This is a genomic window from Stieleria neptunia (assembly GCF_007754155.1).
Lineage (GTDB): Bacteria > Planctomycetota > Planctomycetia > Pirellulales > Pirellulaceae > Stieleria > Stieleria neptunia.
Window position 1 is genome coordinate 8466145 of the sequence record NZ_CP037423.1, and the last position, 18836, is coordinate 8484980.

At 60.0% G+C, this 18836-nt stretch carries 11 protein-coding genes; 2 read left to right on the plus strand and 9 right to left on the minus strand.

What is annotated here, in order from left to right; translation table 11 throughout:
- Nucleotides 1–295 precede the first annotated feature (295 nt).
- The 8 genes from Enr13x_RS29495 to Enr13x_RS29530 all read right to left on the minus strand — a co-directional run bounded on the left by Enr13x_RS29495 (nt 296) and on the right by Enr13x_RS29530 (nt 15124).
- The gene (locus Enr13x_RS29495; protein ID WP_145390422.1) at nt 296–2194 is read right to left on the minus strand and encodes a c-type cytochrome; all 1899 of its coding nucleotides are present in this window, start codon (nt 2192–2194) and stop codon (nt 296–298) included.
- A 527-nt stretch (nt 2195–2721) separates the two neighbouring features.
- Nucleotides 2722–5424: a PVC-type heme-binding CxxCH protein gene (locus Enr13x_RS29500; RefSeq protein ID WP_197455447.1), complete on the minus strand. Its 2703-nt coding sequence runs from the start codon at nt 5422–5424 to the stop codon at nt 2722–2724.
- A gap of 262 nt (nt 5425–5686) precedes the next feature.
- Complete coding sequence (locus tag Enr13x_RS29505; protein ID WP_145390423.1) at nt 5687–6853, minus strand: cysteine desulfurase family protein; 1167 nt, start codon at nt 6851–6853, stop codon at nt 5687–5689.
- Between the two features lie 96 nt (nt 6854–6949).
- A complete protein-coding gene (locus Enr13x_RS29510; protein ID WP_145390424.1) occupies nt 6950–7570 on the minus strand; it encodes a phosphoesterase in 621 nt (206 codons plus the stop codon).
- A gap of 275 nt (nt 7571–7845) precedes the next feature.
- Nucleotides 7846–9264, minus strand: a complete 1419-nt coding sequence (locus Enr13x_RS29515; protein WP_231743849.1) for a PQQ-binding-like beta-propeller repeat protein — start codon at nt 9262–9264, stop codon at nt 7846–7848.
- Between the two features lie 182 nt (nt 9265–9446).
- The gene (locus Enr13x_RS29520; protein ID WP_145390425.1) at nt 9447–10358 is read right to left on the minus strand and encodes an ion transporter; all 912 of its coding nucleotides are present in this window, start codon (nt 10356–10358) and stop codon (nt 9447–9449) included.
- Nucleotides 10359–10361: 3 nt separating this feature from the next.
- Nucleotides 10362–11333, minus strand: coding sequence for a hypothetical protein (locus Enr13x_RS29525; RefSeq protein ID WP_145390426.1), 972 nt, complete (start codon nt 11331–11333; stop codon nt 10362–10364).
- 137 nt (nt 11334–11470) lie between these two features.
- A complete protein-coding gene (locus Enr13x_RS29530) occupies nt 11471–15124 on the minus strand; it encodes a secretin N-terminal domain-containing protein (RefSeq protein ID WP_231743850.1) in 3654 nt (1217 codons plus the stop codon).
- Between the two features lie 150 nt (nt 15125–15274).
- Here Enr13x_RS29530 and Enr13x_RS29535 point away from each other — a divergent pair, with 150 nt between their 5' ends.
- Nucleotides 15275–16660 carry an amidohydrolase family protein gene (locus Enr13x_RS29535; RefSeq protein ID WP_145390427.1) on the plus strand — a complete coding sequence of 462 codons (1386 nt, stop codon included), beginning with the start codon at nt 15275–15277 and terminating at the stop codon, nt 16658–16660.
- Nucleotides 16657–17832, plus strand: coding sequence for a DNA polymerase IV (dinB, locus tag Enr13x_RS29540; RefSeq protein WP_145390428.1), 1176 nt, complete (start codon nt 16657–16659; stop codon nt 17830–17832). Before Enr13x_RS29535 ends, dinB begins: the two co-directional genes overlap by 4 nt.
- 62 nt (nt 17833–17894) lie before the next feature.
- Here dinB and Enr13x_RS29545 read toward each other — a convergent pair whose 3' ends face one another.
- Nucleotides 17895–18527 carry a response regulator gene (locus Enr13x_RS29545; protein WP_145390429.1) on the minus strand — a complete coding sequence of 211 codons (633 nt, stop codon included), beginning with the start codon at nt 18525–18527 and terminating at the stop codon, nt 17895–17897.
- Nucleotides 18528–18836 lie beyond the last annotated feature (309 nt).

The window sequence follows — 18836 nt, forward strand, 5'->3', positions numbered from 1 at the left end:
CATGCCTTACTGCAGCGTCTGTCGATCGATGTCGTGCGGGGGAGCCATGGACTGTCTCGCAATCGGCTTCCCAGGATCGATCGGATCGAACAAACGATCTCCGGTGCCACAGGGACGGAGAACACCCACGGATGGCAGCGCGAACCCACGGATCCCTGGCTGCTTTTCATCCGTGGGTTCGCGCTGCCATCCGTGGGTCCATTCCAATCGGGCACTGGGGGCTGTCCTCAGGTTGGGGCTTCCAGGCCCGTTGGCATGCACAGCATGCCCTACTGCAGCGACGCTCGACCGCCGACTACTTCTCCTGCGCCTCGTCGACCGATTTCAAGTACGCCATCAAATCCAGCACTTCGTCTTTGGTGTACTGGTCCATCAACGCTTTGGGCATCATCGAGGTTGCACTGCGTTTGATGACTTCGATGTCGTCTTGCAGGATGATCACCGGTTCTTTTGCTTCCGGGTTGGTCAGCAACGTGACGGTGTCGTCATTTTCATCCACAACGATTCCCGACAGGGTTTGGCCATCCACCGTCAGAATGATTTGCATCGCGTACTTGCTGTCGATCTTGTGCGAGGGGACTAGGATCTCGCGCAGGATCCCCATGTGATCGGACTTCCATTTGGTGTACGTGTCGGTCAACTCGGGTCCGACCGCGCCGCCGACGCCCTTGATTTTGTGGCATCCCACGCAAGACGCTTCGTTAAACACTTTTTCGCCGATCTCCGGTGTGCGACCGCGAAGGTCCGAGTCAAAGTCTCCGGCGAAATCTTCCAGCGTCCACGCTTGGACGAATGATCGGGTGCTGCCGAGGGGATTGGCCGGTTCGACCGGATTCTGGTTCCAGGCATCCAGGTCTTCGACCACGACCATCACGCCGTACATGCGGTACCAGTGTTGGGGGAAAGTACAGACATAGGGATACTCGCCGGGCGCCGACGGAGCGGTCAGGGTGATCCGTGTCGCACTGTCTGGCGCGACCATCTCGCTTGCCGCGATGACGTTGGGTGAATCGGGAACGTACGGCAGTCCGCCGGTGCCTTGGGGACCGGCCGCCAACCCCGCCATGGCGACTCCCTTGAGCGCGCCCGGCTGGGTGATCACCAGGTTGTGCGGCATCAGGTCATGGTTCTCCAACAGGATCTGCACCGGACGTCCGGCTTCGACCGCGAAGTACGGAACGTCGTATCGCATCTCTTCTTCGACCGTCCCGATCTTCACAACCCGAACGGTGACTTCACGCAACCGGCTCCGCAAGGCCCTGGATTGCTGCGGCGGGATCTTCGTCAACAAACGATCGACCAACTGCATCGCATCGATGAACGCATCGGTCGTCCGCGCGGCGGCCGGGGTGGCTTCGGCGAACGCGACCAGTGCCTGGGCCGCTGCGAGTGAGCTGTCGGTTTGAAAAACGCCCGGCGGCAAACGCATCAAACCACGGCTGGCGGCCGTTCGTGTTGCCGCATCCTCAACTTGCGTGATCAACCGCTGGTACGTGTCGGCTTGATCGGCGGGAATGCGGGACAACGCGTCGATGGCGGCCAGCTTGACGTCTAGCGAGTCCGCGGATTCGAGTTGGTTGACCGCGTAGTCGCGCTGCGCCACTTTCAGTTTTTTGTTGGGCAGTTTTCGGATGGCGGCCAGCAGCGCGATCGTGGCATCGGCGTCCGATTCGGCGATCGATCGCGCCGCGGCGGTGTCGCCGGCGGTGATCAGTCCCGCCAGCGCGATCGGACGCAGCGCGGGATCGTCATCGCCGGCCACCTCTGACAGCACGGGCTTGAGCGCCGTCAATTCCGCCGCGGGACGTTTCAACATCAGCCCGGTCAACAGATCGACCAACCGCTTCGCATCCGGGGTATCCATTTTCGACTTGGTGATCGCCGCCAACATTTCCGCCGCAACCGAACTGTCCTTCAGTTTCGCCAACGCCTGGAACGCTTCGTCGCGAATGCCCGCCGCCATCGCCGGCCGTCCCACGATGGCTTCGTAAACCGGGATGTACTTTTTGTCATCCGTGGACCGGGGCACGAGCAACAAGCGTTCGTCGTTCAGCCGCCCCAATTGATACGCGACGATGCGTGGCGACTTGTCCAGAAAGATTGTCGGCGGCTCCGCGTCCTTTGCCAGACATGGTGCGACGAAGGTGATTTGGGCAGCGACGGCAAAGAGTAACAGGCGTGAGAGCGAACGCATGGTTTAATTTGGAAGGGTGGAGGTGGTATGGGGTGGTATTTTGGCGTGAGCCCTGGATCCCGAAGGGACGTCGATTGGATGACTGACGGATATCTAACAAATACACTGGCTCCACTCTCCCCAAAACACGCCGAAGTCGCGAAGCGTCGAGAGTTTTTTGGAGAGAGAGATTGGGGGTGAGATGCAACACACCTGGGCCGCAATGGCATCGAGGACAGCCTCCCAGTCGTATGCTCGGCGACGAGCGATGCGGGTTCCAACGTCGATTCCCCAGCCCCCTCATCCCCAGCCCTTCTCCCCCACAAATCGACAAGCAAGCTTGTTAACGATTTGTGGGGGAGAAGGGAGCCCGTTTGTTATTAATTCCCCGTCAGTAATACAAGCGACGTCCCAACGGGGTCGCAGAATTTGCTTTGACCTAATTCGGGGTCAATCCACTTGTCTTCGAACGGATCCGGCGGTGCGCAAGGCGACCACCGGCTACTCGCTTTCACCCCTCTCGGGGTGCATCAATTCAGGCCCGAGACCTACTGTTCCAGTTGGCGCATCGTTTCATCGAGCGTGTACTGCAAGTAGTCGTCCATGTCGTATTCCAACACGCCGAGGGCCATTTCGATCGCTTCGTCTCCTTCCAGGAAACTGATCGCGCGAACGGCTTCCAAGCGAACCGTCGGATGCTCATCATGAACGGCTTTTGCGAAGCGATCGGCGTGATCGGGGATCGCGTGCATCATGTGTGACGTCAGCCGGACGCATGCGGCACGTGCCCGATCGTTGTCCGACGCCGACAGTTTGTCCAGCAAATCGGTCCGCACTCGGTTGTGCGTCTGATACATCCACAAGGCTTCCATTTGCTGATGTTCGACGTTGGGATCCGAGGCGTCCAAACCGGCCACCCAGCTGTCGAGCGCTTCCAACACGGAACCGCTGTCGCGTGCGGCCAATTCGCGACGTGCCCGATAGCGCGTTCGGTCTTCGGGTGACTTCAGCAATTCCAGCAACTGGGGAATCGTCGCACCATCGATCTTGGCGGGTTGGAGCAACGGGCGATCCTTGTGCGTGACACGCCAGATCCGACCGTGGGAATGATCACGACTGGGGTCACGCAGGTTGTGTTGCAAATGGCCGATCAACGCGTTGTGCCAGTCGACGATATACAGCGAACCGTCCGGGGCGAACTGAACGTCGACGGGTCGGAAGTTTCCGTCGCGGCAGGAAAGCAGCATTTCGACTTCCTCGCCGACAAAACCGCTGCCATTTTCGGCGGGCGTGATCTTGTGGTTCAAAATCGCGCGTTCACCGATCACGTTGGTGACCAGGAAGTTGCCTTGCATGTCATCGGGAAAATGGCGACTGGAGACGATCGCGCATCCGGCCAACGGTCGAATCCGTTTGGGGTAGAACGTCGGGAACTTGTACTTGGGGTCGCCGCCGGCGAGCGCGGCGACGCGTCGATGTTGGCTTCCGCCGGGGTGCTTGTTGGGATACTCGACATGACCGCTGATCGGTGCGGCCCAGTACGCGTTGCCGGGCGATGCGTCGCCGATGAAGTCTTGGCCCCATTTGTCGTAGCAGTAGCCCCAGGGGTTGGCAAACGCGAACGAGGCGTGGACGTCCATCCGTTCGGTTCGGGGATTGTATTTCCAAATCCCGGCCTCGGCCAATCGACGCACGCCGTAGGGTGATTCAACGGCCGAGAACTTGAAGGTGCCTTCTTCGAAGTACAGATTGCCACCGGGGCCCCATTCAAATGCCGCAATGCCGTGGTGCGAGTCGGCCGAATCGAATCCGACCAGTTGCCGCGTCACCACATCGGCTTTGTCATCACCGTCGGTGTCTTTGATGAACCAGATGTCGGGCTGGCGAGACACGTACGCGCCGCCGTGACCGAGTTCGAATCCGGTGGGTTGATGCAAACCCTCGGCAAACACTTTGCAGACATCGGCCGCATGGTCGCCGTCGTTGTCTTCAAAGATCAACAGTTTGTCGTTCATCGGGGATTTGGGTTTCCAGTGCGGATACGACTTCATCGTCGCGACCCACAATCGTCCCTTGCTATCGAAATTCAGCGCGACCGGGTTGGACAATTCGGGGAATTGTTCTTCCGATGCGACCAATTGGATTTCATAACCGTCGGCCAAATCGAACAATTTGATTTGCTCGGCGGCGGGCAGGTACTCCAGCGATCCGAGCTTGCCGGCTTTGGCATTCCGGTCGTTCGGCGTGCCGACGTTCGTGGTCGGGTTGAGGAACGGCAGTGTATTGGAGTCATCGATGGTCTTCGGGACCGGCTTGCCGGCGGCGACCGCCCAAACGCGGGCGTCGCGATTCGCCGTCATCTCGTCCAAAATCGCGCGTTCACGTTCCATCACCACGCGGTTGTTGTACTTGCGGTCTCCGTCTTGACCCGCCAAGCCACGGTCACCGTAGATGGAAAACCCGTTGACGGCGCGATAGCGATGGAACCAGTGAAAGTTTTTGTCGTCGATTTCGTTTTTCAGATCCGGGTTGATCGGTGTGGAAAGCTTGTTGCCGAACAGGGCCTGATCCAAGATCGGTGCCAGCGCGTCGTATCCGATGTCGCTTAAGTGAAATCCATTGATCGTCAAACGTTGTGGTGACGATTCAAACAACGCCCGGGTCGGCGTGAACAGATCGACAAAGACGACATCGGTTTGCGAAGCGACGTCGGACATCGCTTCGGTGTACAGCGCCAAGTTCTTGTTTTGCTCGACGCCGTCGGAAAGATTCGGATCGTCCGAGCCTTCGAACGCGATCGGCGACACCAAGACGACTTGCGGGCGCCCCTTGCCGTAGTCCGCCGCCAGGGTTTCCGAGACCAGTTTGGTCAGGTCGGACTTGTACTGCGTGACGCCTTTTTCACCGGCGAAGGATTCGTTGTATCCGAAGAAATACATGACCACCGAAGCCTGGCTGTGCGTCAGGTGGCTGGTCGGATCGCCGAAATTCTTCGACCGAATTCGGGTGTAGGGTTCGTCGCCGGGAAAACATAGATTTCGCACCACCAGTTCCAGCTCGGGAAAACGGGTGTGCAGCAACGTTTCCCATTCGTTTTGGACCTGCATTCGCTCACCCAGAGCGTTGCCGACCAGACAGAGGTGGTCGCCTTTTTGCAGTTTCAGATCGGCGGCCAGGGTAACGTTGGAAAACAGCAGACAGGCCAGCGCCGCCGAAGCGGCCAAAGCAAACATCCGGATGGGTCGATTCATTGTCGGTAGGGTGATCGGTTGGTGGGAAGCTTGGGGTGGGAAAAGGTCCGATAAGCACGGCGTGATATTATGCATCGCCGCCCCCCGAGACGGTAGCGAAGAATCCGTGGGTTGCACGGAGTATCGAAGATTCTCGTGGCGATTAGGCGATAATCCGTCGCGTTTTGTGACACCCACGCGATGCCCCGTCACCGGAGTGACGCAAAAGACTTTCCCAACGACGCAAATGCCTTTGCGGCGTCCCCAACGCCGACGCCCCCACTCACGCCAGGCTTCGATAACCGGCGACCAGGATCTCGATCGCACGGTCGATCTGCTCGGACGTGTTGAATTTCCCGATTCCGAATCGGACGCTTCGCCGAGCTTCACTTTCGCTCAACCCCAATCCCGTCAACACGTGACTGGGTTTGGCGTCGACGCTGCTGCAGGCCGACCCGCTGCTGAAGGCGACCTCGCTGCAGGCGGCCATCCACGATTCGCCTTCGATCCCCGGCAACCGGCAGTTCAGATTGCCCTCCAGTCGCATCGACGATTCGAGCGTCGGTCCGTTCAGGCAGATGCCGTCGATGCCCTGCTGCAATCCGTCCCAAAGTCGCAGCTGCAATTCACCGACCCGCCGGGCGACCTGGGATGATTCCGCGACGGCCAAGTCGAGCGCGGTGGCCAGCGCGATCACGTTGGCCGGAGCCATCGTCCCGCTGCGCAGGTTTCGTTGTTGGCCTCCGCCGACGATCATCGGCTTCAATCGCACTCGGCGTCTGGGAACCCCACCGGCCGTCGTCAACAGGCCGACACCCTTGGGGCCATAGAACTTGTGCGCCGACGCGCTGATCAAATCCACATCGACGCGTTGTAAATCAACCGCGATTCGTCCGACCGCTTGGGTCGCATCGCTGTGGACGAGCGCGCCGGCCTGGTGGGCGAGCGCGGCGATCTGCGACATCGGTTGGATCACGCCGATTTCGTTGTTCGCCCAATGCACCGAAACCAGTGCGGTGTCGTCGTCGACCGCCGCAGCCAATGGTTCCAGATCGATCTGTCCGGCGAGTGGGTGATCCTGCGGATGCACCGGAACACGCGTGACCCGAAACCCATCCTTTTCCAGCCTGGCGACGACATCCAAAACGGCGGGATGCTCGATCGTGCTCGTCACGACATGACGCCTTCGCTGGCGCGGGTGGCGGCAAACTCCGTCGATCGCCAAGTTATTGCTCTCGGTCGCCCCGCTGGTGATCAACACGGCGTCGGCCGCGACCGCGAGCTGCGAAGCGACGCTCGCCAACGCGGCATCCATCGCCGATTTTGCCTGACGTCCCATTTCGTGCGAGGTGCTGTGGGGGTTGCCAAAGTGCTCGACCAGCCACGGCATCATCTGTTGGGCGACGCGTGGATCACAGGGCGTCGTCGCGTGATTGTCCAAATAAATCATCGCCCCTCCAAAGTGGCATAAGCTTCCAACCGTGGCGTAAGCTTCCAGCTTGCGATCCGTGGCGTAAGCTTCCAGCTTGCGAGGCAAGCTAGAAGCTTACCCCACATGTCCATACAGGGCGTCAAGCGCCAACTGACTCCACGTCTCGAGTTGTTCATGCTGCTCGCGCAACGCGTCAATCGAGACAAATCCGCCCTCGGCCAAATCGACTTCGTTACTGGCGACTTGGGGTGAATCGAGCACAAACCGGTGCACCACGCCCAGGTGAACCTGTCCGACTTCGTTGGACGGATCGTAGATCAAACCTTCGCGGGTCTCGGTGTACTGGGCATCCAACTGAATCTCTTCGGCCAGCTCGCGTTGCATGCCGGTGGCATAGGCGTCTTTGCCGTCGGCGGCGTCTTCGCGGCTGATGTGTCCACCGATCCCGATACTTCGTTTGGCGTGCAACCGTTCTTCGCCGCCACCGCCGCCGCGGGTGTAGGCAAACACATGGGGCCGGCCCGACGCGTCGGTCCATTCCAAGACGACGTAGGGGATCAATTGTTTGAAACGGGGATCGACTTCCATCGCCGAACGTGGCCGATAGGACAGCAGGTCGCTTTGCAAGATCGGTCCGAGAAAGCGATCGATGTCGGATTCAAATCCGTCGATCACACCGATCTCGTCGATGACCGATGCGGGAATGACCAGGACGTGTTCTTCGTGGGTTGACATGAATGCTCGGGCAGGGCGGGGAACGATGCGAAACGCGACGAATCCTAATGATCTGGTCGATTGAGTGTGATGTGGTCAGCGGACCGTTGTACGACGTCCTTTCCAGGTCGTCGTCGGGAGTCCAACGGACGACGGCCCGGAAGGGCCATCGTACCCGGAAACGCGATCGCCTTAAGCTGGACGGTCCCTGAAGGCTAGACACCAACGGTCACCGCCCGCATTCTCGCGGCGTTCCCTGCCGATCCTAACATGCCCAACTCGATTGGTGTAGCGAGTCACCGGGTGGGAATCGCCAAGCACAACACGTGACGGTCGCCGCGGACCAGCATTCGATTGCCGACGACCATCGGTGCCGCCCAGCAGGGGGTCCGAAGCGTGTCGCTGAAATCGTATTCGGCGACGATCTCCAGCTTGTCGGGATTGGGACGGACGATTTCCATCCGCCCGTATTCGTCCCACACGATCAAGTGCTCGCCGACGCGGGTGAGAGACGTTCGCATCCCCCGATCGTCGCTCCATTGCAGCTCGCCGCTGGCCAATTCGATACAACGAAAATCGCTGTCCGGATTGTTGCGTCCGCTGCAACCATACAAAAAACCGTCCACCAAGATCGGCGTCGACCAATGGCAGCGCATCGCCTGGGCGCGACGATTTTTGGGCGGATCCAGCCAGAGCGTGGTCGGCTCCTCTGCTGATACCCTCAACAACCGGCTGCCGACCTGATAACACTCGCTGATGAAGACCCGATCGCCGTCGACCACCGGCATCATCGCGTTGACACTTTCCAGCATGTCCGCACGATGCGGCACCGTCCACAACACCTTGCCGGCCGACGGGTCGACGGCCAACAACTGATTGCGGGCATACAGCAGCACGACCGTTTGATCGCCGATCTTCATCGTACGGGGGCTGCTGTAGCTGGCCAGGTCATCACCGCATTTCCAAACCTCGTCGCCGCTGGCCAAATCAAACGCGACCAGCGCCGATCCGTTGGGGATCACGCGATCGAGTCGTCCTGGGGCGATCTGTTGGTCTTCCGGGGGACTGCCGCCGACCGGAACGATCACCATCGAATCCAACAGCAACGGCGAGGATCCGACGCCGAAGAAATTTTGGACCACGCCGTATTGTTTGTTGGTCGAGACACTCCATTTCAGCGTGCCGTCGGTGAGATCGCGACAGCACAATTCGCCGTCACATCCGAAGGTGACGATCGATTTGCCGTCGCTGGTCGGCGTCCCCCGCGGACCGGTTTCGTAACCGTACAGGTCTCGGTACTCCAGCGGACGCTCGACCGACCAGATCAAGCTGGCATCGTTTAAATCAAACGCCCGCAACCGCTCCACCATCTGCCGCCCGCCGGACGGTTGGTCGCTGCGGACGGCGTCGGCGTGATAGTAACGTCCGTCGACGACGCACCCGAGCCCGTACCCATCGCCGACGGGCAGCCGCCAGGCAATCTCCGGCGGTCTGCTCCAGTCAAATGCGACGCCGGAAACTTCGGCGACACCGTCAAAGTTCTTCCCCAGCAAGCGTGGCCAATCCACATCGCCGAGTTCCATCAGGGGAATCGCCGCGGTTGCAACAGGCGTCTCACCGGTGGTGGATTTCGCCTGCGGCTGATCGCATGACGCAAGGCTGCAAAAACAGAACAGCAACGGAATCGTGGCGAGGGTTCGGAAAGCGGATTTCATAGGATCGGTATCAATGGATGCGACGCGTCGGTAAAGCAGCAGTTTACCAAGATGTCCAGCGATGGTTTTGCAGTTTTAAAGTCACCCTCCTGGCAGGGAGGGTGACATGAATCAGGGCATCCACGTTCCGATGGCACCGGGGTGCCCGGACGCCAGACCGATCGTGAGACGCACGCAACCGATCAGCCCTCTGCCGCCAGCCTTTCGCCGCAGCGATAGCAGTAGACCGCTTCGCCAGGGTGTTCGACGGTCGCACAGCGGGGACAGGCCGTTTCGTCGTCGGGTTCGCTGGACTTTCTGGAGGTCAACTCGGCGGTGACAAACCCGCTGGGCACGATGATCAGACTGTAACCGAGCAGAATCAGTGTCGCGGAGATAAACTTACCGATCGTCGTTTTGGGCACGATGTCGCCATAGCCGACCGTCGTCATCGTCACGATGGCCCAGTACATCGCTTGGGGAATGGAATCAAATTGGCTGGCGACGAATTCCGAATCGTCCAGCGGCGATTCTCCCCGTGTCATCCGCGGGATGACGTTTTCGACAAAATACATCAACGTGCCGCTGATGGTCACGGCGACCAAGACCACGATCAAGAACACGATGATCTTGTGCCGGGCTTTCCAAATCGCTTGCGACAGTTCCTCGGCGTCGTCCATCATCCGCCACAGCTTCAGCACGCGGAACGCACGGAGCAGTCGAATGCTGCGGAGGATGACGAACGAATTCGCGTCGCTTTCGACGAAAAAGAACCCGACATAGGTCGGCAACACGCTGAGCAGATCGATCACGCCCCAGAAACTGACGGCGTACCGCAGCGGGTGTTTGGCACAGGCCAGCCGCGCGCCGTACTCGATCGTAAACAGGATCGTCAGAAACCATTCGAACCGGCCCAGAATCAACCAGTTCCGCTGGGCGACCGAGGGGATCGTTTCGACCGCCACCAGTGTGACGCTCGTCAAAATGGCCAGCAATAGTCCGACGTCGAACGCCCAACCGGCGGGCGTGTCCGATTCAAAGATGACGTCGTGCATCAGCACGCGCCAGGGCGGCCCTTCGGGACGCTGTTCGGCTTTTGATCGACGTCGGCTCATCGGTTACCTGTCGCTTTCCGTGACGGGCGATTGGATGCGACGCGGTGCGGTCACCGCCGCGCCGGCCGATCGCACCGGGTTGCTTCCCTGGCCCGACATCACCGCACTGGCCGGCATCACGTCGGGTGTTGGTGAAGCGAATGTCGGGGCCGTCGACGGGACATCGATGAACGGTGTGCTGCCGTCGCTGGTCGCACTTCGATACGTCGCCGCGATCGCGTTGACGCGGTCCTGCAACGATCCGCTGGGCAGCGTGGTCGTTGCATCCGGCGATGTGGAATGACGCCGAATCGTCGTGGTCACCAGACCGCTCGGACGCGTCGCATGCTGCGCGATCGCATCTTGGTGTCCGCGGTACTGGGGCGACAGATAACTTTTTGCCACGCCGGCTTCGTGATGGGGCTTGCGACCGGGCAGAATCACCTTGGTCGGACTGCCTTGGACGATCTTGCCTTCGGTGGTTTGGAAGGTGGGAACCAGTGAAATTCGCTTTTCTTCGCCGCCGGCGGCGTCCCAGGGAATCCAGATGCTATAGCTGGCCCCGAAATCACTTTGGCTAAAATGCTTGGTGAATTGTTCCGGCGTGAATTTAAACGGCTTGACTTGCGAATCGTTGCCGTCGGTCCCGATTTCGAAACCGTGCACCGTCAGCGTCCCCTCGACCGGAACCGCTTTCGTCTTTTCATCAAAGAAGAACAAACGTCCGCCGAAACCACGCGTCGGCGTCTTGCCGGTTTGGACCAGCACATCGGGCGACCAGGTCGTCGCCATCTTGACCGGACCGGGATAAGGAGTCGGCGGCTCGTCCTCGCTCTTGGACCAGGGAGCCTTTTTCATCCACTGAGGCGTTTCGAAAAAGTTGGCGAGTTTTGAATCGCCCCGAGTCGCCGGGCTGGTGCATCCGCCGGCGACGAGCGACCCGGCAGCGAGAACGGCGACGGCCAATGCTTTGGTGCTGCGTGCTGTGTGTGACATATCGATTCAGATCGTTCGTGAAGGATCGGGTGGTAATGGTGTTGTGGGTCCAAGCAGTGGGAGAGGCTTCCGACCTGACAGGTCAGGTTCGACAGGCTGGAAGCCTCTCCCACTCTTTTTCCGCTGATTGATATCGCTTACTGCCGGGCTTGGTTGACCCAACCGGCCGGTAGCGTCTGATCGGCTTCACTTCCGATCATGCCTGCCGGCATTTGGAACGAAGACTGGTTCACATCGGGCCGCGGTGCGGGCAGTGAATTGCTGCGGTCGGCCGGTGCCAGATTCCCTGCATCGAAACTCGGATTCAAAATCGACTCGCCGGCCGGCTGACCGACAACAGGCTTTTTCTGGTCGGTGATCACGCCCGGGGGCAGTTCGCTGACGACGACTTCTCCGTCGATCGTCGGGTGCACGTCGGGGTAGATCGTCGGGCCGATGGCCGGTCCCCACAATCCGTAGCCGCCGCTCAAGCCGACGTCACCGTGAGCTTCCACCACGTCGGCCAAGCACCAACTCATTCGACTCGATTCGGTTTGCTTGATGTACTCCAAGTCCTGTTCGCCGGTGACCAGCATCGGTGTCAACACGATCAAGGTCTCACGACGTTCCTCGGCCTCAAAGTCGTACTTGAACAGATTGCCCAACAGCGGAATGTTCGACAGGTAGGGAAGACGGCGACTTCTGTTGGCGCGAAGCTTCTGAATCAGTCCACCCATGATCACGGTTTGGCCGCTCATCGTCGACAGTGTGACTTGGGCCGTGGTGTCAACAATGTCGTCAATCACAACGGTTCCTCCGTCGCCATCAGGCACGGTCGTTCCGTTGGCGGTATCGCGGTCAGACCGTGTGATGTTGACTTCCATCAGAATCGTTCCGTCGCTTCCGACACGCGGGCGAATGTTCAAGATCAAACCGACGGTGATGTCTTCGATGTTTTGCGTCACCGTGTTGTTGGTCACCGTGCTGCCACGGAACCGTGCGATCTGTCGACCGACATTGATCAGCGACTCTGTATTGTCGGCCGTCATCAGTTGCGGCCGGCTGAGAATCTGTGCCCGACCGGCGTCTTGCAAGGTGCGGAACAGCAGACTGACCGACTCGCTGGCTGCGTTAAGCACGAATCCACCGTAGCCGATGGCCGGGTTGCTTTGGCCGAGTCCGAATGTGGACACGGTACTGGCGGCGAGACTACTCTGGTTCAAATCGTTGATGTTCGGCACGCCTGCATCGTTGAAGTTAAAACCAGGCGTTCCGGCCGCCGCGCTGCCGGGAACATCCGAAACAGCTTGACCGCGGCTGAAGGCCAGCGAGTCCTGCAAACCGAGTTCGGTGCCGATCTCAAACGCATCTTCCAAAGTGACCTCGGCTAGCAACACCTTGATCAACACCATCGGGCGTCGACGGTCCAGCCGCTCGATCAGCAATCGAACTTCTTCGTACAGTCGCGGCGAGACGCTCAACAGGATGCTGTTGAAGTTCTCTTCGGCGATCGCCACGATGTCGCGATCGAGAAGATCGTAGGGGCCCAGGCCTTGCTGGTATTGCTGGATCGTGGTTTGCGATTGCTGACGTTCGTTGACGTAGTTGGTGATCGCCGCGGCGACCAACGTCGCTTCGTTGTTCTTCAGCCAAATCACTTCGGTGATCCGTTCGGCGAACCCTTCGCTATCGAGTCGCAGCAAGATGCTTTCGACGACTTCCAGGTCCGACGACGATCCGCTGGCCACGATGCTGTTGGTGCGGATGTCGGTCGAGAAACGCAGCGGCACGAGCGAACTGTCCGATGATGCGGTGGCCGATGGCAATCCGGCGGCGTTGGCGCCACCGACACTGGTTCCGCTGGTGGCCGCGTCCGATCCAAACAGGGTCTCCAGCGAGGCGGCCAACTGAGCCGCGTCACCGTTTTCGATCGTGAACACTTTCACCAGCGAATCGATGCCGGGGGCTTTGTCCAATTGACGGATCAGTTCGGCGATCAACGGCATGCTCGACGAAGGGGCACGAACGACGATCGAGTTGGAATTCGTTTCCGCCGTGATCGTCGCTCCGGCCAAGATGCCGGATTCCACCATCCGTCGCTCGTCGCTGTCGACCGTCAAGATCGAAAGCGAGGTCGACGGTGCGGTGGCATCGCCCGCGGTGGCGACTTCACCGGCCGCGAAGGCGTCTTGCAACGTGGTGGCCAAGTCTTCGGCAACGGCGTTGTTGAGCGGGAAGACTCGCAGTTCACTGGTCGCCGGAGTCTTTTCGACGTCCAGCTCGTTGATCAGCCGAGTCACCTCGGTCATGTCACGCGGCGCGGCACTAACAATCAGCGAGTTGGTGCGATAGTCGGCCGAAATCCGGACACGCGGTCCCAGACCGTTGCGGACGTCTTCTTCGATCCCGGGCCGATTGCTAAAGAAGGTCAAAATGGCATCTTGAGCATCCACGGCCGAGGCGTTCTGAAGTCGGAACACACGCAGCCGGCTGGCTTCTTCCACAGGCTGGTCGATCTTGTTGATCAGTTCTTCCAACGACGCAATCGCTTCGGCGCGACCGATCAACAACAACGCGTTGGGGCTGTCCAGCGAGGTGATGCTGACGTCGCCTTGGCGCGTCGACAGCACGTCGTCGTAGAGCTGTGTCAACAGCTCGGCGACCGCGTTAGCATCGGCGTGCTTGAGCGCGACGACCTTCGAATCGGGCTGGGTCAGTTCTGCCTTGGATTCGATCTCTTTGATCAATTCCATCACACGTTGAACGTCTCGGGTCGCACCCTTGACGATGATCTGGCCCAGTTCGGGAACGTATTCGATTTGCACATCGCCCAGCGGTCCAGCCCCTTCAGCGGCGGCATCACCGCCGGCGGGCAATCCGCCTTGGTCACCCGCACCCGGTGCACTGCCTTGATCGGCTTGCATCACCGCGTTGCGGAACACGCTGGGGTTGGGATTGGACATCCCGTCGCCGCGGAGGGCGCGGAGCAATCGCATGGTCCGTTGCACCGGTGCCATGTCGGCTTTTTGCAGCCGGTGCACTTGGGTGACGTCGTCGTAACGATTGGGAACTCGATCCAAAGCGCTGATCATTTTCTCCCAGCCGGGGATGGCGGGATCGGGTGCCCGGACGGTGACTTGGTTTTGCCGGCGGTCGACTTCGACCAGCGTCCCCTGCATCAGCGGCACGTTCATCTGGAACGTGACCTGGTTGCCGTTGTTGCGGGTCGTCATCGGAACATCTTGTCCGGCGGCCTGTTTCAAGTCGCGTTCGAATTCACGCCAGGAGATGTTCTGCAGTCGCACGCTGACGGGGCTGGCCGTCACCGAGGATGCCTGGCGCACCGCGCCGGCGACCAGCGTTTTGACTTGCGATGCGATCACCGCCTGGGTGTTGGCCGGCGCCATGATCACCAATTGGCTGTTCGCCGGATCGGGCGAAATCGTGACGCCGGGCAAATCTTGATAGCGTAGACTGAGCGTCGTCGCGATCGCGTCGGCGTGGGCGGCCGGCACGGCCAGTTTACGCAGTTGCGGGGAATCGCCGATCGAAGTGGCTGGGGACGTCGCGGCAACCGTGCGAATCATCGAATTGGCAGCAGTGCCGGTCGTCCCCTGCACATACCGCTGGTAGGCTTCGGCGTCCATCGACGGCATTCGCGACGGCGCAGTGCCGGGGACGGCCTGAGACGGACGATACTGGGGCGTTTGGGCACATGCGGTCGAAACGGCAATCGCCGCGACCAGCTTTAGACTCAGAGCTCGTCTGAGACCGACGGCGACGGGGGTGACAACGGTTTTCAAACGGTGCACGGGCAACACCTTTAGGCGTACATAGGTCAACGGCAAACAGAACGGAACTCCAAGAGCGCTTCCTCCGCTCATCCCTGGTGATCGTCGCCCCCGTTGCATCCCCTACAGTCAAACTGACCGCGATACTGGCATCGAATCCGTCCATCAGGCATGATTGCCACAACAAGTAACGACCCCAAAGTCTCGGCAAGCCTGGCAAGATATTCCGATTCGGAAAACTTCGCGTCCGGCATTCCCCCTCCCAAACGTCCAACTCAACTGAAAAATCCGGTCACGATGATCACGCTTGGCGGCCAAATCCTGCAGTCCGGGCCCGACGGGCATGCCACGATCCGACCGGGAGTCGTCGAGATTGCCGAGGACCGGATCGTCGGCGTCGAATTCGGAAACGTGCCCGGCACGGTCGATCATGGTGATTTTGACACCCTGATTTGCCCCGGATTCATCGACACCCACCTTCATCTGCCCCAGTTTGACGCCATCGGTGCGGCCGGATTGCGATTGTTGCCCTGGCTGCGGGAAGTGATTTTCCCTGCCGAACGATGCTGGAACGATCTCGGTTTTGCTCAAGCGATGATCGATCGGGTGGCGCGACAATGCCTGGCCGTCGGAACCACCGGCGTTTGTGCCTACGCCACCGTGGCCCATGACGCGGCGATGACGGCTTTGAAAGCATTTCGTGAGATTGGATTTCGCGGCGTGATCGGCCAAGTGATGATGGACCGGGACGCGCCGCCGGAATTGTTGCGTCCGCCGGAACAGTTGGCCGACGAAGTGGCTCGCACGCTGGAGCAATTTCCGGCCGACCAGCGGATGGCGGCCGCCGTCACACCCCGCTTTGCGCTCTCGTGCAGCGAAACCCTGCTAGAGCATGCGGGCAGCCTGGCCGCATCGCACGGAGCCATCATCCAAACTCATTTGGCGGAAACGGTCGCCGAATGCGACGCCGTCGCCCAGCGTTTTGGCGGCAGAGATTATCTTGACGTTTACGCCGCCGCCGGACTGGTGACGCGACGCAGCATTTTCGGCCATGGCATTTACCTCGATTCGGCGTCTCAAAAACGTCTGGCACAACTGGGCGGCATGATCGCCCACTGCCCGACGGCCAATTCCTTTCTCGGCAGCGGGATGATGAACCGTCATTCGCACCTTTCCCGTGGGATCACGTTGACGCTCGGCAGCGACATCGGCGCGGGTTTCGAACGCAGCATGGTTCGCGTCGGCCGCGCGATGATTGAAACGGCAGTACGTGTTTCGATGGACGCCGGTCGCGGGGTCGATGATTCAGCGTGGATCCCGACAGCGGCTCAGGCTTGGCACCAGATCACCGCCGGGAATGCGGAAGCCTTGGGATGGAACGACAGCGGTCGCGTCGCTGTCGGTTGCTCCGCCGATCTGCTGGTCATCCGACCGGACACGCCCTGGTTGGACTCGCCCCAGCCGCTGTCGACGTTGATGTTTGCCTGGGACGATCGCTGGATCAAGACGACGATTCTGCGTGGTCGCATGCGATATTCTTCGGCATCCGCCTCATGATCTTGCACATCGACATGGACGCTTTTTATGCGTCGATCGAACAGCGTGATCATCCGGAACTGAAAGGCCAACCGGTGGTCGTCGGGGGCAGCAAGACCGGGCGTGGCGTCGTGGCGGCGGCCAGCTATGAAGCCCGCGAGTACGGGATTCACAGCGCGATGCCGGGCCGTCGCGCCGCCGAGCTTTGCCCCCATGCCGTGTTCGTCCGCGGACGGATGTCTCACTATGTCGACGTGGGCCGACAGGTTCGTGACATTTTTGGACGGTTCACACCCGTCATCCAACCGTTGTCACTGGACGAAGCGTTTCTGGATGTTTCCGGCACCGAGCGTTTGCATGGCGATGCCGAAACGATCGGGCGTCGCATCAAGGATGCGATTCAAGACGAACTGAGACTGACCGCCAGCGTCGGCATCGCGCCGCGAAAGTTTGTCGCCAAGATTGCCAGTGATCTGGACAAGCCGAACGGCTTTGTCGTCGTCGACGAGTCGGAATTGATTTCGTTCTTGGACCCGCTGCCGGTTGAAAAACTCTGGGGAGTCGGCTCGGTCGGGCAGCATCGGCTGCACCGCTTGGGACTGAGAACGATTCGCGACATCCGCCGCTACGATCCCGCGTTGCTGGCGTCCCATCTCGGTGATTGGGGAAACCATCTCTGGAAATTGGCCAACGGCATCGACTCCCGCGCCGTCGTGCCGGACCGCCATGCCAAACAGATCAGCCACGAGCGGACGTTTTCAGATGACCAGACCGATGCCGAACTGCTGCACGCGGTCGTCTGCTTTCTGTGCGAACAGACGACGATGCGACTGCGGATGAGCAAACAAAAAGCGGCCACGATCACGCTAAAGTACCGGCGTGAAGATTTTAAGACGTTCACGAAATCACGCAGCACCGGATCACCGACCGACCAGACGGCCGACGTCATCCAAATCGCTTCGGAGCTACTCGATCAGATGCGACGCAGCGAACCGCGTGCGGTGCGGCTGCTGGGGGTGTCACTCGGATCGCTGGTTGCCTGGGACCGACCGGTGCAGCTTTCCCTGTTCGATGACCAACAGCAGAAGCAAGCCGAACGAAAGGTCGATCAAGTCGTCGACCAGCTCTCGCAACAGTTGGGTGCAAAGACGGTGTACCGCGCGGCGAGCCATCGCTGGCGAAACCGCAAATAAAAAAACGGCCGTCTTGCATCGGCAAAGACGGCCGTTTGGGGCTCGATGGTTCGACGTCGGGGTCAAACCAAGTTCTTTCGCACGGCCCAGACAGCCGCTTGCGTGCGGTCGGTCACGCCGATCTTGCGCAAGATGTGCTGGACGTGTTCCTTGACCGTCTCGTAGCTGATGCCGAGCATCTTGGCGATCTCTTTGTTGGTCAAGCCTTGAGCCATCTGACGAAGCACTTCGCTTTCGCGATGCGTCAACGGGACGTCCAATTCTTGGCTCAATCGCGGGGTCGCCAGTGCACCGGTGACGCGTCGCAGTTCTTCGCGGGTCCATGCCGATTCACCGCTCGCGGCCGTGTTCAAGGCATCGATCAATCGGTCACGCGGTGCCGATTTGAGCACGTAGCCGGCTGCCCCGAGGGCGACCGCACGGGCGATGTAGGTCGGATTGTCGTAAGCCGAATACAGGACGATCGGCAGATCGGGGTGATCGAGTTTCAATCGTCCCAACGTGTTCAGGCCATCGCCGCCGTCCATGCGAATGTCCATCAGCACACAATCCGGTACCGATCGCTCGACGGCAGCCAAGGCTTCCGCCGCGTTACAGGCTTCTTCGGCGACCACCAAATCGGTCCCTTCCAACATCGACTTCAGGCCCATCCGAATGACCAAATGGTCGTCAACAACTAATAGATTCTTACTCATAGAATCTCCTTTCTGATTCCAGGGGTTTGGGTTTTCTGTACCCCGCGAAAACTATCACGACCCGATAGGGGGAATTCAATTCGCAAGGCAAGAAATGTGAAATTACAAATGCTTGGGCGCCTTGGTTGTTATCCAACCACACCCCTTCCTCTTACGTGCTGCTCGTCTCGCCTGCACTCGGCTGGCGAACCGGACAACGTCCTGACCACTCGGCATCCTGCCGCACCATCGTCTTTCCTCGGTTCCTCCAGGAACATTCGTCTCCAGAACAACAATGTCGGCTTGCAGCCATTCACCGCCCCCACACCA

Coding starts and splice junctions, on each gene's coding strand:
- Enr13x_RS29510 (WP_145390424.1), bottom strand. CDS start 7,570: ATGTCAACCCACGAAGAACACGTCCTGGTCATTCCCGCATCGGTCATC.
- Enr13x_RS29515 (WP_231743849.1), bottom strand. CDS start 9,264: ATGAAATCCGCTTTCCGAACCCTCGCCACGATTCCGTTGCTGTTCTGT.
- Enr13x_RS29495 (WP_145390422.1), bottom strand. CDS start 2,194: ATGCGTTCGCTCTCACGCCTGTTACTCTTTGCCGTCGCTGCCCAAATC.
- Enr13x_RS29525 (WP_145390426.1), bottom strand. CDS start 11,333: ATGTCACACACAGCACGCAGCACCAAAGCATTGGCCGTCGCCGTTCTC.
- dinB (WP_145390428.1), top strand. CDS start 16,657: ATGATCTTGCACATCGACATGGACGCTTTTTATGCGTCGATCGAACAG.
- Enr13x_RS29535 (WP_145390427.1), top strand. CDS start 15,275: ATGATTGCCACAACAAGTAACGACCCCAAAGTCTCGGCAAGCCTGGCA.
- Enr13x_RS29520 (WP_145390425.1), bottom strand. CDS start 10,358: ATGAGCCGACGTCGATCAAAAGCCGAACAGCGTCCCGAAGGGCCGCCC.
- Enr13x_RS29545 (WP_145390429.1), bottom strand. CDS start 18,527: ATGAGTAAGAATCTATTAGTTGTTGACGACCATTTGGTCATTCGGATG.
- Enr13x_RS29505 (WP_145390423.1), bottom strand. CDS start 6,853: ATGATTTATTTGGACAATCACGCGACGACGCCCTGTGATCCACGCGTC.
- Enr13x_RS29500 (WP_197455447.1), bottom strand. CDS start 5,424: ATGAATCGACCCATCCGGATGTTTGCTTTGGCCGCTTCGGCGGCGCTG.